This window comes from Cupriavidus sp. (assembly GCF_057315035.1).
This window is the reverse complement of record NZ_DBHKYV010000002.1, coordinates 476,658-489,229: the sequence shown is the minus strand read 5'-3', so window position 1 is coordinate 489,229 and position 12,572 is coordinate 476,658. Positions and strand designations below refer to the sequence as shown.

Genomic DNA, 12,572 nt, shown 5'->3' with positions numbered 1-12,572 from the left:
TTTTCATCCGCTGTTCCACGGCCGCAGACTCACGATTTCCTCGATCGTGAACAGCCGCTGGAGCGTCAACCAGGGGCCTCTGTTGCCCACGGCATCTATGAATGCAACGATTGGTAGTTGCCCATCAATACGGCATTCAAACGCGCGTATGCCGCGATGCTCGTCAGTGATGACGTATCGTCGGCCATGCTGGAGCACAAACGCCAGCTTGTTCTGACGCAGATTGATGCCAGCATCTGCAACCCTGCCAGGCAACGCAACGCCGGCGAACCAGTCGTCAAACCCCAGCTGGGTCCTTCCGGAACGCGCTTCCCCGCTCCACTCATCCAGACGCCGAGCCAGCCCTCTCGGGGGCAACTTGCCGATATCAACGTCCAAGGGGTCGCTGTCCAAGCGAACGCCCCTGACCGCGCAACGCCCCTCCCAGAGCAACGGTAACCACTCCAGGCACAAGAAGAGTGATCGAACAAAAATGACCAGCACTAACGTGAGCAGACCAACAACCGGCAACTGCAATGCAACTTCTACACAAGGGATGCGCATGGGACGACCAAAAAAAAACCCCGGACTGAGCCGGGGCAATGCCTAAAACGACCACTTCTGTACCTTTCAACGGCACATTGCGTGGTCGCTTGAGATGGTCTAGAGGAAATGCACTGTTGCTGACGTTACTCTGCAAGCTCGAGTGCCGCGTCCCATGCCTTCTGCTTAAGCACGGCACCGGCGCCAAACCACGCGGAATGGAGGCGGTTGCCTTCATTACGGGCGCGCTGCTGGTGGTCGACATACTCCGTCACGCTATTCAAGAGGCCCCAGGCCGTGCCAGAGGCCGATTCAAGCATCGCGCCGCGACCATTACCCTCGAACAGGTGCATCACAGCCTTGAAACCACGTTCGTTCATGCGGTCCAAGGTCTGTACCCCAGGCTTGTCTGCCAAGGAATAGGTGAACAGGCGTTGAAAGAACCGTTCAGTTTCCGCCTGACTCACCTTGCGTGATGCAAGCTGCTGCATGTTGGCCATGAAGCCATCCCAGGAAGAAATGGCAATGCCAAGCTCTTCCTTGACGGCGCGTGGGTCGAACTGGCTGCGATGCGGCACCTTCACGGCGCCGCGGTTACGGCCCACGGCGATCTGCAAAGTGTTGTTGCACACCACGCGTACCGAAGTGAACTGCGCCGTCGTGGCCAGCGTGCCGTCACAGGCAGTGGCCAGCAGCAGGTAGCCGCGGACTTCGTCGCCACCGGCGAGCAACGCCGACTGTCCCGTTCGCGCAAGGGCCCAGAGCTTGCGGCCTTCCTTGAGCACACCAGCCGTTTCGAGCTGATAGCCGCCCGCCTGGGTGAGATCCCGATAAAACTCTAGGATTTCGGCAGGTTGCACGACCTGGTACTTCTTCGATACGGTCGACAGAGGCTTCTTGCTATCCGAGCGATACAGCACCTTCTGCTCGGGAAAAGATTGAATCGGATCCAGATCGTGGGAGCCGATGCGATACATCACATCGGTTTCCTCGATCCGCCAGTTCATGCCGGCGGCGTCCGCCCAGACTTCAAGCGGCTGGTGGGCCTCTAGGCGATTACCCAGGCTGTGCCAGGGGGTCGCGCCGACATAAGCCATGGTTTCTACGAGATGGGACATGGTATAGCTCCAGAAAGAGATGAGCGAGCGCCGCCAGCGGCGAATACTCGCGTTGAACTGAAATGAAAGAAAGGGAACGTCCATGCGGACGCCGGGCAGGAATGGCGCAAGCTGTCGCCTACGGCGACAGCTTGCGCCGATGACTACAACTCAAAAACGTAAATGGGGCGAAGCCCACTGAGCCGTCCCACCAGGGGACAATCCCTGTGAGAGGTTTCATGGACGTCTTCGATAAGGACGGGACATCCCTTCCCCAAGGGACGAGTGTCCCGGCTGGGTTGGTAGTCCGGGCGATGCCGGACATGGGTCGATGCGTCTATGACGCGGGGGAAAGCGACTTCCCGAAGCCTATGGGCTTTGGCAGGCCCTCTCGGGCTTGTCATTTGAGATCAGGCTACGTCGAGCATCTTCATGATGGCGTGGACCAGTTGCCAGCCATGACTTTGCGAAAGCGTCTTGGCCGTGATCAGCTTCTGGACCGTGGTTACCATGCGAGGTGCCTCGCCGGTGCGCCCGATGCGGTCAACGCACACAATCCAGCCCTCCGACTGGCCGCGATGCATCGATACAGCATACCTGTCGCGGCCACCAAGCTCCGGCCAAGGATGTAAAGGGTTGGGCCCATACAGGGCTTCATTCTCGTCTTCGCCAAAGTTTGCCGCGTCGAGCCACTCAGGCTCGAGGTCTGCAGCACGCAGCTGGCCATAAACCTCCGAGACGACATCGGCAATCGTCTTGCCTTGTGTATCGATGGGCGCAATGCTGAGCGGAACGGCTTCCACAGCGATGGACATATTTTGCTCCAGGAATCGCGCAGAAGGCCCCGCGCGGGGGCCCGCGCAGGGTAAATGAAGAGATTTGGGGCTCCGGCTGGAACCCGTTTAACGCGTCAGACGGTAGCCGCCACCAGAGCCCACAAGGTACAGTTGCTGCCCCGTGACGAACTGCTGGTCAGCATCCTGCGTGATGGCGATTTGGTTGCCGTTTTCCTTGCGGACAATGACTTCGAGGCCGTTGCGGCGGTTCAGATAGCTGGCCACAGCTTGCGTAGCAATTCCGGACACCGTGCCGGACAGCGCACCGGCAATGTAACGACCATTGCCACCGCCAATGACACGGGCACCGAGCAGACCACCAACGACTGCCCCAACAATACCGGGGATGCCGCTGTTGGCTGACGTGTAGCCATCACTGTCGACGATCGTGACCTGGCGGACACGGATGACAGTGACGACTTCAACGGAGCCGGTGCGCAGCGCTTCCGAGCTGCGATAAGCATTCGGAGACGTCTGCTGGACAGCGCAGCCGGTGAACATGACCGAGCAAAGGAAAAGCGAGAAAAAACGCTTGAATATGATGGCCTCAACGAAAATAGGGCCAACATGCCCACGGGCAGGAAGGCCCGTAGGTGGGAGAATAAAAAGCTGTCCGGCTAAACAACCGGAAGGGATCGATGCGTCTGAGACGCGGTAGGTGCGGAAATATTAACAGCGGCTTTGCCCGGCGGCAACCGCTAGCAAAAATGCATCCAGTCGGATGGTTCTCGTAGCGACCTTGACTTCCTGTCCGGCGTTTAGCCCGGAGAGGAAGTCAATTCAACCTGTCCTACCTAGTTAGCGATACCACTTGGGAGAATTCTCCAAGACCGCACTCAAAACCCGCTGACCGAGGTCTGCACCAGCAGCACAACGTTCAACGACAACACCACCATCGCAGCTGCGAATGCGACGACGCTGGTGAGCTTGCCGTTGCAATACCGACCCATCAGCGCGCGCCTTGAGGTGAACCAGATCAGCATGCCCATCGGCACTGGCAGAGCGATGCTCAGCACCACCTGGCTAAGCACCAGCGCATCGGTAGGATTGCTGCCGCTGCCAATTACGATGAACGCCGGCACCATCGTCGCCAGACGCCTTAGCCATACGGGAAGTCGGAATCGCACAAAGCCTTGCATAATCATCTGCCCAGCCACCGTGCCGACCACCGAACTGGAAATGCCGGAGGCGATCAGCGCGGCGAGAAAAAATGCCGCCGCGGCGCCGCCGAGCAGCGGTGAGAGGGTCTCGTAGGCGGTGTCAATCTGCGCCATGCCGGGGTGATCGACATGGAATGCACCCGAGGCCATGATCACCATGGCCATGTTGATGAGCCCGGCCACGCCCAGTGCCACGACAACCTCGATGTTGGAAAACACAATGAGCCTCGCGCGCTCGCGCTCGCTGCGCGGCGGCACGCGATTCTGGGTCAGGCCAGAATGCAAGAACAACGCGTGCGGCATCACCGTGGCACCGACGATCCCGACCGCGATGAGCAGCGCACCGTGGTCCAGTACCTGCGGCAGCAATGCGTGATGCAGGACGTCCGGCCATGCTACGGGTGCGATCAGTAGCTCCGCCACATAGGAAACACCGATCACGCCGACGAGGCCCGCGATAACCAACTCCAGGGGCCGGAAGCCCGCACGCATGAACTGGAGCAGTGCGTACGTAACCGCCGCCGTCACGACCATGCTTGCCATCATGGAAAGATGGAACAGCAGCGAAATCCCGATCGCTGCGCCAACGAACTCGGCCAGGTCGGTTGCCATGGCGGCCACCTCGCTGAGTGCCCACATCGCGATCACCAGAGGCCGGGGCAGCGTGTCGCGGCATAGCTCGGCTAGATTGCGCCCGGTGACCAGGCCGAGCTTTGCGGATAGCATCTGGAACAGCATGGCGATGCCGTTGGCGAACACCACCACCCACAGTAGCGAGTAGCCGTACCCGGCACCAGCCTGGATGCTCGTTGCGAAATTGCCAGGGTCCATGTAGGCGATCGAGGCCACCACGGCTGGCCCCGCAAGCGCCGACAACGCACGCAGCCCGCAGCGCCTGCCCGAGAGTACGTCATGAACATCGGCGCAGGCACGTTCGGTAAGCGTTCGCCGCAAGTCAGCCTGATTCACTAGTTCTGTCACGTTGGCGCTCCATTGCGTTTCCATGTTCGCCCTTGCGGGACCGGCCGGATGCCGGCCTCGCGCACCCGGATCGGCGTCCAGCGCGACATCGATGCCGCGCTCGCCCGTCGGTTGCCCCTGGATTTCAATCTAACTCCTTCACTGCCGATGCCCTAGGCTTCTCCGCTCAGCAGTGCGGTGGCGCCAGTCAGGAACTCATGTTGAGCGTGCCGTTCACGCCATTCGGGAAGAATCCGCCCTTCACGGCCGAAGTGCTGGTGAGATAGACGATGTTGAGGACGTCGGCATAGCCGCGGCTGAATGCCAGACCATTTCCGTCGAGCGGCACGATGTTGGAGGTGCCCGGCGTACTGCCGGTGATGCCCTGATCGTCGTCCACCGTGTTGTCAAGTGCATCGCGCGCATCGGAGATGGCATTGGCGGCTGAGATAAGACTCGCCATGTTGATGCCCCTGGCATAGAGCGATGTGCGAACCAGGCCTGCGTGATAGGCTTCGGCCGCCAGGATGCCTGCGGCAGCCTCCAGGAAGGTCTTGTTGGTGAGCAGTGGCGAGGCACCCTTGTACGCCGTCACGCCAACGTCTTCGAAGATGAAGGCGCCGAGCAGAAATTGTTGTCGCTCTCATACGGGTTGAATGCCACGCCGGGCCCCACCAGTCCCGCCGCGCGTGCGGCAACGGAGAAAGCGCCGTTAGGATTGGCGCCGCTGATGTCGATGGCAGGCTGCGCCACGGCAGCGGACCCGAGCGCAGTGCGCAGGAAGGCCACATGCTCGCGCTCGTCATTGGCGATCTCGTTCGCATACGCCCTCACTACGGGATCCTGGAATGGAACCTGCTGGCCCGCTATCACTGCGCCCTGCGTGCCCACGCCCGACAGCATGCCTGCAGGCAGCCCGCTTCCGGTGGTCGCGTAGGTATAGAACTGGGCCTCCAGATATTCGAGGTTGAGCGCGAAGTTGAGGATCTCCGCATCGGTGGGTGCAGAAGGGCTAGCGGTCGCATTGTCGCCACTACCGCCGCCACAGGCACTGATGATTGTCCCGCCGATCAGCCCAAGGCCAAGGCCGCCGGCATTGCGGAAAAACTGCCTGCGCTGCAATCGCCGGGTCACGCGGCGATTGAACATATCGATGAGTGCGGCAGAATTGGGTAGGTCGTGTTTCGAGTCGGGCATGATACTGCTCCTCTGATACCATCCAAACAATACGATGAGTCCGGTGCGGGCGCGGGGCAGGTGCGGCCATCTCAATGCATCGAGACGGATCGCGGCATGAAGGTGCGCCGGCCGCAGTCGATAGTCGGCCATGCACCTTCATCCTGCATCTACGCGCCAACGCGAACTTCGGATGCATAGTTGCGCAAATAAACTGGAAAGAGATCTGCTGCAGCGCCATGTCTTGCCTAAAGCTCGCCAGTCAGGCTGTCATCTGCGGATGACCCAGGGAAGGGACCATTGCGGCCGGCACTTCCCAGCCACCAGTGATGGGCGCCGCGGCTGGTCCGTATGACTTTCTGCCGATTACAAAGCCCGAAGCGCGTCCGGTGTTCCATCACCCACCTATCCCGCTGGCACGCAACCGGTCGACCATGTCATCAGCCTGTCGCCGCCGGCATTCATCGGCGCCGACATCGGCGACCGGCTGGTCGATCTAGCGCGCAATTCGGCACAGCTTGCGCAAAAATTGCGCGCTGCCGGCGTACCGGTCGTCGGTCGCGAGTACGGGCATCTTTCGCCCACGCTACTTATTGGGGCGTTCGCCGCGCCGTTGCGCCGGCTATCCAAGTTCGGTGAAGATGTGGCTGGGTTCGTCCTGGCTGGCCGCAGTTGCTCATATTGAACCGACGACCGTTGTGACGGTATGGTGCTGCCACCGGCCCGGGGCTGCGGCAACGTAGTCAAGGTGGCCCAGTGGATACATCGCCGCTACCTGTGGGTCCCGTGCCCCGTATGCCGGATGTTCAACGCCCGGCGAGAGGCAGATGGCATTGCCAGGCCGGGTCTATTGATTGCCGCCCTGCCTCCCGTCACCGACCATTTTGACTACGAATCCGCGCTCGCGGGCTCTGCCACCCGCGATTCGGCGGCATTGCGCCGCTTGGACGAACACGCCGGCCCTACCTGCTAGGTGTTGCCGTGCGCATCGTCCGGGACCGGGCTACGGCGGAAGACGTTCTGCGCGTGGGTCCGGCGTGGCCTTCAAGCCTTGAAGGAGTGCATGCAATGAGCCGCGAGTCCGGCGGACCGCATGATCTGCACAGCGAAGGTCGGGGCGCGCTGGACGAGATCGCCTCCGGCTATGTGATCGGCACGCTCTCAGTTATGGTGGCATTCGCTCGCATTGCGGCGAGGGACTGCGTTTGGCGCCACGGCTTGCAGCGCTGCTGGGACCGCGCGCGTTTGCGCCACCGCAGCCGCCACGCTATGTCGTGGTGCTGGCCACCCCACAGGACAAGACCCTGGGCTGGCTGATCCAGGCATCGAACACCCGCAACCTCAAGCTGATCCCACTCGGCGTACAAGCGACTCCGCCGGATCGCCAATCGGGCGTCCCACTGGACCGGTACTCTTCATTGGGCGTGCAGTGCAGGTACGCTAGCCCGTTTTCCCTCCGAAATTCCCAACCTGCAGAGCTCCAGTCGGGGGCGAGATTTGCTCGAATCTGTGCGAGTTCAATGGCAGAGAGAGCAAATTCCTCGCGGTCGCAGGCACATGCCACACGCGAATATCTCTAAATGATGTCGCACGCATCGTGTCGCCCAAACTGCGCTGTGTGATCCGGCGAGCGTAAACACAGGTTGTATTGACCGCAGATTTACTCAGATGCCGGTGATTGACTCGCCCGTGATAAGTCCATCGATGATGTCTTCCCCATGTTGGACGGCGGCGCGCTTGGCCGCCCCCAGATCTTCCCACTGCGCATTCGGAACCTGGAACACACGCCCGCTCTGCGCCGACGGCGCCACGCCCTCGCGGCAAATCACCACCGAGGCGCTGTAGCTGCGGTCCGGACGTCGTTCATGCCATTCGCGCGGCGGATTGTATTTGTAGACCAGCGGGTAAAGGTCGAAGCCCTTGCTGTTTGCTGCCGGGTAATTGTCCATACCACGCTCCCTTGGGTAGATTACCCACTCTACGCTAGTTCGTCGGTCACGCCGGCCTTTATTTGAGCGTGCAGATCCGTCGCGAAAGAGGGATGGCGTAGGACAACGGCTGACATCCTTCCCTACGTTTCGCGCGCAGGCTGGAGATGCCTCGCCAACTCCGGCGCCGCCGGCCAGCCGCCGTCTCGGCCGAATCATCGGAGTGGAAATTGAACGATGCAACCGATACCACGATGCAGATCTATCGCGGCCTGATGATGCATGTACACGTTTATCTCGAGGCAACTGTCGGGGCCGAATCGGCCGGCCCCTGGGGCTATGAAGTCAGTATCCACCCCCGGTCAGGCGGCACGCGTATAGCGGGATTGCTGCACCATGTTAGTCCCTACCATTCGCGAGATGCAGCAGAACGCGCCGGGGTACAACGAGGTCAGCTTGCCATTGACCTGTTGCGCGGGCCGCTCCAGGCCTGAACCGCGGGCCGGTCGCACCGATGCCCGCCATACGGTACCCGTCTGCCGAGGACCGCCTGTCCGCGGACGCAGGCCACTGCGCGATCTCGCCCGCAGCCAAAAGTGCCGGACGCCAAGGCCGGCCGTTGTGAAGTCGAACTACTCCCTCGAGGGTGCCCCCAGAGGGCGGGTCCATGATCTGCCGCGTTCGTCAGTATTCGGCCTTTCGGCAAAGGCTGTTCTGCGAGAACACCCGAGCCCCACAAGGCGCAATTCGGATCTTAACGCCCACGCCCTCGTGGCGAGCCTATGGTTGGGGTGAGTGGGGCAGCTACCCGCAAATGCTATTGCGTCGCCGCGATCGGATCCTCATTTCTTCGGCTGGCGCCTCCCGGCGCTCGCTCAGAGACAGCCGTTGCCTAGCCGTATGCAACCGGCGTACCCCCAGGACTTCCAGCAACTCAGCTTTTCGCTGGGACCGCCAACTACTGCGCGGCTAGGGCCTTGACCATTTCGTGCGCCGCCTCCTGTAGTTCGGGCACGAAGCGTCGCGTTGCCTCGGCGCGCGTGATCGCCTGCTGCAGGTAGATCACGTTCAGGCTTCCCAACACCCGGCCGTGCACCGCGATTGCCACGGCCACCGCGCCAATCTTGCGTTGATCGGACCAATCGCCGTGATTCGAGCCGAAGCCGTCGGCGAGGGTCTGGCGCACCAGGTTGCGGATATAGGTGTTGTCGCTGGCTAGCTTCGCCTGCTGCTCGCCACCCACGCCCGAACGCAATAGTTCCAGAATGTCTTCGCGCTCCGCTTCCGGACACGCGGCAAAGTACGCACGCCCGGCCGCCGTCAGCAGCATCGGCAAGCGACGGCCAACCATGTTCCGGTGGAATGACAGCGGACTGAAGCGGTGTGTGGTCTCGCGGATGATCATTGCGTCGCCGTCGGGCGTGGTCAGGTCGGACGGCCAGACCACGCGTTGCATCAAGCGGCCCATGATCGGTGGCGCAATCGTAGCGATGCGTTCGTCGTCGGTGAATCCCTCGCTGAGCGAGCGCACATCCAACGTCAGGCGAAAGGTGTCGTCCGACGCGCTGCGTCGCACGAAGCCTTCTTCCACCAGCGTTTCAAGCAAGCGCCGAACCGTGGTCCGGTGCAATCCCGTCGCATCGCTGAGTTGCTGGCTCGTGGCGCGGCCGTTCTCCATCGCGTTGAGCGCCCTCAGCACCTGCAGGCCGCGCGCCAGACCGCGCACATTGGCGTATTTCGTCACGACAAAATCCTTAAAAATCAAAGATGTGCACTCCTTGCACATTCTGCAGCTTTTTTTGAAGGCGAGTCAATCGATGCATAGACTCTCATCAAAATCACACAGACACGGAGACAACCCAATGCCCTTCAGCCCTGCAGTTCGCCTCAGTCGTGCCTGACTGATATCGAGCGATACCTGAGCGAGCGCTGGCATTCGTCCTGATCGTCAACGGACAGACAGCCAGGCCGGCACCGCTCCCCGAAGCCAGTCATTGAAAGCCAGTACGCGCAAGGCGCGGGGGCGCACTCGCCCATGCGCCTGAGAAGGAGACCCATGCACACCACAGCCAACACGGCGGCGATAGACCGCCCAACCCGCATCGACACCGACGTTGCCATCATCGGCGCGGGTCCAGTCGGGCTGATGATTGCCAACATCCTCGGCCTACAAGGCGTTCGCGTCACGGTCATCGAGAAGCTGGATCAGATCATCGACTACCCGCGCGCCATCGGTCTCGACGACGAAGCGCTGCGCGTGTTCCAGGCCGTCGGGTTGGCCGACACCCTGCTGCCCCACACCACGCCCGACCACTGGATGCGCTTCGTCACCCGGGACGGTCACTGCTTTGCCTCGATCGAGCCGCGCACCGACGAGTTCGGCTGGCCACGCCGAAACGCGTTCCTGCAGCCACTGGCCGACCGCGTGCTGTACGACGGTCTGAATCGCTTCTCGCACGTACAAGTACTGTTGGGCCATGGCGTCGAATCGTTCGCGCAGGACACCACAGGGGTGAGCATCACAGTCAGCACGGCCGACGGCCAGCCCCGCGAGATTCGCGCCGCATACATGGTTGGCGCCGACGGCGGCAACAGCTTCGTGCGCCGCACGCTGAACGTGCCGTTCGTGGGTCGCACCAAACCAAACCAGTGGATTGTGGTCGACGTGCCCAATGATCCCGTCGGCTCGCCGCACATCTACATGCACTGCGACCACGAGCGTCCCTACGTGTCCGCCGCCCTGCCGCATGGCATCCGTCGTTTCGAATTCATGGTGATGCCGGGCGAGACCGAGGAAGAGCTGTCGAAGCCGGCCAATATGGCCGCACTGATCCGCAAGGTCGTGGCGGACCCGGACCAGGTCGAGTACATCCGCAAACGCGTCTACACGCACAATGCGAGGCTGGCCGAGACATTCCGTGTGGATCGCATCCTGCTGGCTGGCGACGCCGCGCACATCATGCCGGTTTGGCAAGGCCAGGGCTACAACAGCGGCATCCGCGACGCCAACAACCTCGGCTGGAAGCTTGCCATGGTTGCCAAGGGCCAGGCCGACGCCCGCCTGCTAGACACCTACACTGTCGAGCGCCGCACCCACGCCCGTTCGATGATCCACCTGTCAGAAGTGGCCGGTGACATCTTCGCGCCCACCACCCGCTTTGGCGCCCGCTTCCGCGACGCCTTCGTGCGCAGCTTCAACCTACTGCCATCGGTCAAGCGCTACTTTGTCGAGATGCGGTTCAAGCCGATGCCGCGCTACGAGGAAGGTGTGGTGTTACTACCGCCCCCGCGCAAGACCGGCGGCTGGCTCGCCCGAGTGCTCGAACGCTCCGGCAACTCCGCGCCGGGACGTCTGCTCGGCCTGATGAGCCAGAAGCGTGAATCCCTGCTCGGCCGCCTGGCCTACGGGCGCGATCCGCTAGCCGCCTCGCCCGTCGGCCGTCTGTTCATCCAGCCGCGCGTGCGCACCGCCGACGGCCGCCTCGTGCTGCTGGACGACGCGATTGGCAACGCCTTCGCAGTGATCGGCTGGGGTAGCGATCCAACCTTTGGCCTGACCACTCAGGCCCGCGCCCTATGCGAGCGCGCTGGCGTGCGCTTCATCCTCGCCAAGCCGGACGTGCAGCTTCGCCATGTCGAGGACGTGCCCGAAGGCGTGATGGCGATTGGCGATGCGACGGGGCGTCTGAAGGAATGGTTCGGCCGCCTGCCGGAATCCGTGGTGCTGCTGCGTCCGGACCGCTTCGTGGCCGGCGTCTGCGCGCCGCAGCAGGTGTCGACGGCCGTCGTCGAGTTGGCCGACAAGCTCGGCATGACCGATTGCACGCATCCGGCCATTCCAGCCGCTCCAGCCATGTCGACCACGCCGCGCCGGCCCGCCCGGAGCCCCATCGAAAACACGCAAGCCGCTGGAGCCTGACACCATGCCGATTCATCTGGAATGCCTGTCCCACACGCCGTTGCACGGTTACTTCGACCCTGCCCCCGAGGTGATGGCCGAAGTGGAGCGCGTGCAGGCCGCTGCCCGCGCACGGGTGCGTACGTTCGATCCGGAAGTGATCGTGATTTTCGCGCCCGATCACTACAACGGCTTCTTCTATGACCTGATGCCGTCGTTCTGCATCGGCGCCGCCGCGCAAGCGATTGGCGACTTCCACAGCATGGCCGGCACGCTGCCCGTGCCGGCCGACCTCGCGCTGGCGATGGCGGAGAGCGTACTGGCGTCGGAGATCGACGTTGCCCTGTCATACCGGATGCAGGTCGACCATGGCTTTGCGGATGCGCTCGAAGCGCTCACCGGCGGACTCGACCACTACCCTGTCATCCCCATCTTCATCAACTCGGTGGCGCCGCCAATGGCCACGTTGCGCCGCGCGCGGCTGCTTGGCCACGCCGTCGGCCGCTTTCTCGCCCAGACCAACCAGCGCGTGCTGGTGGTTGGCTCCGGCGGTATCTCGCACGAGCCACCGGTACCCGAACTGGCCGGCGCAAACGCGGAAGTGGCCGAGCGCCTGATTGCCGGCCGCAACCCGTCGGCCGAATCGCGTGCCGCCCGGCAGGCCCGTACCGTGGCCGCGGCAAAGGCTTTCACGGCTGGCGACAGTCACCTGCATCCGCTCAACCCCGACTGGGACCGCAGCTTCCTTGCCTGCCTCTCTTCGGGCGATCTGGCTAACGTCGACCGCATGAGCAACGACGCGATCACCCGCGACGGTGGCAAGTCCGCCCACGAGATCCGCACCTGGGTGGCGGCGTTCGGCGCACTGTCCGCATACGGCCCATACCGCGCCTCGCTTGACTATTACCGCGCCATTCCCGAATGGATCGCGGGCTTCGCCACCATGCACGCCGCACCGGCCGCCGCGCTGGCCCAGGCAGCCTGAACAGGAAATC

The 12,572-nt window shown here is 62.5% G+C and carries 10 protein-coding genes and 1 pseudogene; 3 read left to right on the top strand and 8 right to left on the bottom strand.

The annotated features are described in order from the left end of the window. Positions 1–3: 3 nt before the first annotated feature. From ACO550_RS05790 to ACO550_RS05760, 7 genes and pseudogenes are all read right to left on the bottom strand, one after another. Positions 4–378 carry a hypothetical protein gene (locus ACO550_RS05790; RefSeq protein WP_315595280.1) on the bottom strand — a complete coding sequence of 125 codons (375 nt, stop codon included), beginning with the start codon at positions 376–378 and terminating at the stop codon, positions 4–6. A gap of 290 nt (positions 379–668) precedes the next feature. Next, positions 669–1,640 (bottom strand): DUF932 domain-containing protein, encoded by a 972-nt coding sequence (locus ACO550_RS05785; RefSeq protein ID WP_315595322.1) that lies wholly within the window; start codon positions 1,638–1,640, stop codon positions 669–671. 389 nt (positions 1,641–2,029) lie between these two features. Then, positions 2,030–2,434, bottom strand: coding sequence for a hypothetical protein (locus ACO550_RS05780; protein ID WP_315595279.1), 405 nt, complete (start codon positions 2,432–2,434; stop codon positions 2,030–2,032). Between the two features lie 87 nt (positions 2,435–2,521). Continuing rightward, positions 2,522–2,956, bottom strand: a complete 435-nt coding sequence (locus ACO550_RS05775; RefSeq protein ID WP_315595278.1) for an outer membrane lipoprotein — start codon at positions 2,954–2,956, stop codon at positions 2,522–2,524. 335 nt (positions 2,957–3,291) lie between these two features. After that, positions 3,292–4,620 (bottom strand): Nramp family divalent metal transporter, encoded by a 1,329-nt coding sequence (locus ACO550_RS05770; protein WP_485994353.1) that lies wholly within the window; start codon positions 4,618–4,620, stop codon positions 3,292–3,294. A gap of 163 nt (positions 4,621–4,783) precedes the next feature. After that, positions 4,784–5,724: pseudogene (locus ACO550_RS05765) on the bottom strand (ferritin-like domain-containing protein). 1,691 nt (positions 5,725–7,415) lie between these two features. Beyond that, complete coding sequence (locus ACO550_RS05760; RefSeq protein WP_315595276.1) at positions 7,416–7,700, bottom strand: hypothetical protein; 285 nt, start codon at positions 7,698–7,700, stop codon at positions 7,416–7,418. A gap of 209 nt (positions 7,701–7,909) precedes the next feature. Between ACO550_RS05760 and ACO550_RS05755 the strand changes: the two genes are divergently transcribed. Next, on the top strand, positions 7,910–8,173 hold the full coding sequence (locus ACO550_RS05755; RefSeq protein WP_315595275.1) for a hypothetical protein: 264 nt from the start codon (positions 7,910–7,912) through the stop codon (positions 8,171–8,173). A gap of 464 nt (positions 8,174–8,637) precedes the next feature. On the opposite strand, the gene ACO550_RS05750 is transcribed toward ACO550_RS05755, so the two are convergent. After that, positions 8,638–9,423: a DNA-binding transcriptional regulator gene (locus ACO550_RS05750; protein WP_315595274.1), complete on the bottom strand. Its 786-nt coding sequence runs from the start codon at positions 9,421–9,423 to the stop codon at positions 8,638–8,640. A 312-nt stretch (positions 9,424–9,735) separates the two neighbouring features. Here ACO550_RS05750 and ACO550_RS05745 point away from each other — a divergent pair, with 312 nt between their 5' ends. Both ACO550_RS05745 and ACO550_RS05740 read left to right on the top strand, forming a co-directional pair. Continuing rightward, entirely contained in the window at positions 9,736–11,598 is a 1,863-nt protein-coding gene (locus ACO550_RS05745; RefSeq protein WP_315595273.1) for a bifunctional 3-(3-hydroxy-phenyl)propionate/3-hydroxycinnamic acid hydroxylase, read from the top strand. A gap of 4 nt (positions 11,599–11,602) precedes the next feature. Next, positions 11,603–12,562 (top strand): 3-carboxyethylcatechol 2,3-dioxygenase, encoded by a 960-nt coding sequence (locus ACO550_RS05740; RefSeq protein WP_315595272.1) that lies wholly within the window; start codon positions 11,603–11,605, stop codon positions 12,560–12,562. Positions 12,563–12,572 lie beyond the last annotated feature (10 nt).

Coding starts and splice junctions, on each gene's coding strand:
- ACO550_RS05745 (WP_315595273.1), top strand. CDS start 9,736: ATGCACACCACAGCCAACACGGCGGCGATAGACCGCCCAACCCGCATC.
- ACO550_RS05760 (WP_315595276.1), bottom strand. CDS start 7,700: ATGGACAATTACCCGGCAGCAAACAGCAAGGGCTTCGACCTTTACCCG.
- ACO550_RS05740 (WP_315595272.1), top strand. CDS start 11,603: ATGCCGATTCATCTGGAATGCCTGTCCCACACGCCGTTGCACGGTTAC.
- ACO550_RS05770 (WP_485994353.1), bottom strand. CDS start 4,620: ATGGAAACGCAATGGAGCGCCAACGTGACAGAACTAGTGAATCAGGCT.
- ACO550_RS05785 (WP_315595322.1), bottom strand. CDS start 1,640: ATGTCCCATCTCGTAGAAACCATGGCTTATGTCGGCGCGACCCCCTGG.
- ACO550_RS05775 (WP_315595278.1), bottom strand. CDS start 2,956: ATGTTCACCGGCTGCGCTGTCCAGCAGACGTCTCCGAATGCTTATCGC.
- ACO550_RS05780 (WP_315595279.1), bottom strand. CDS start 2,434: ATGTCCATCGCTGTGGAAGCCGTTCCGCTCAGCATTGCGCCCATCGAT.